We start from the raw sequence: 1,256 nt of genomic DNA on the forward strand, positions 1-1,256 counted from the left end.
TTATCGTTTTGAGTGTCACCTCGGGCAACTGTTCGGGCGAATCAAGGGAGAATCCGGCGTGGGTACCAAGCTACACGGCGATCGCTGAGATCCAGGCTCTCACGGTGGCCCACGCCGGCTCTCGACATCTAATCTGCCAGATTGCGAACAGATAAGGCTCTTACGCGGCATCCATGCCGCGTAAGGTCCCGCGACGGTGGGCGGGCAAGGACCAGTGGAGACGGTCGGTGTGCATGGTTGCAAGCAAGGCATGGTGTGTTGTCTGGATAACACCGCGACGGATCAGTTTCGCAGCGCAACGTGATCGACGGGCAGGTTTCAACAAAGCAACCGGCAAACTTCTTGGTGCGGTGTCCTCGCCGCTTGCGGGACCGTGTGGCGGCATGGATGCCGCCACCGAGCCTACATGGACGTACTTGCGGCGTGTCCCGCGAGCGGCGAGGGCATCGCGCCCTCGACCAGCGCGGCTTGGGACCATCCAGATGACGCGAAGAGCGGCAACAAAATACTGCGCTCACCTTCAGGCTGGCGCGGTTTGTGTTCGGCGAGGTATGTAGCACCGGGGCACTCCGATCCTGAGCGCGCCCTACGTGCCACCGGTCGAGAGCTCGCGACCTTCTATCAGCCGTTCCAAAAGCCGGCAGCAAGCCACTGCGCGGCTGTCAAACAAACGTAGCCGGTGCGCGCAATCACAACGTTCTACTGGCGCGTGCAGATCTTGCATCTCTTACGCCCATCTTGCGGCAGCATGAGTTTTGATCAGCTGCTTCGGACCGTCTGCAATCACGACTATGCTGGCTGCCACGTTCATTACGCCAATCTGCCATGTCCCTGTTCGCCATCGTCGCCGGCCTGTGCGTCGCTCTGCTGCACGTCTACATCCTGGTGTTGGAAATGGTGCTGTGGACGCACCCGCTGGGGTTGAAGACCTTCCGCAACACGCTCGAGAAAGCCCAGGCCACCCGTGTGCTGGCAGCCAACCAGGGCCTCTACAACGGCTTCCTGGCCGCCGGTCTGTTGTGGGGCGCGTTGCAGGCCCGCAACGACGTGCTGAGCTTCTTCCTGGGCTGTGTGGTCGTGGCGGGTTGCGACGGCGCCTATAGCGTCAACCGTCGCATCTTCTTTGTGCAGGCGTTGCCGGCGCTGATTGCGTTGGCATTGGTGTGGTTGCCACGCTGAGGTTCTGCCGGCAGCGTGTTCGCTTCTCGTAGGAGCGTGCTTGCCCGCGATGAAGCATTACCGGTAACGCTTCATCG

Annotated in this window: 1 protein-coding gene; it reads left to right on the plus strand. The window is 61.3% G+C overall.

Going from position 1 to position 1,256, the window contains the following annotated elements; genetic code table 11:
* The first annotated feature begins 825 nt into the window (after positions 1–825).
* Complete coding sequence (locus ABS769_RS22440; RefSeq protein ID WP_350498296.1) at positions 826–1,179, plus strand: DUF1304 domain-containing protein; 354 nt, start codon at positions 826–828, stop codon at positions 1,177–1,179.
* The last annotated feature ends 77 nt before the right edge of the window (positions 1,180–1,256 follow it).

The organism is Xanthomonas hortorum (genome assembly GCF_040279205.1).
GTDB classification, from domain to species: domain Bacteria; phylum Pseudomonadota; class Gammaproteobacteria; order Xanthomonadales; family Xanthomonadaceae; genus Xanthomonas; species Xanthomonas hortorum_F.

Bases quoted from the DNA above. Each gene is read 5' to 3' on its own strand.
- ABS769_RS22440 (WP_350498296.1), top strand. From the start codon at position 826: ATGTCCCTGTTCGCCATCGTCGCCGGCCTGTGCGTCGCTCTGCTGCAC.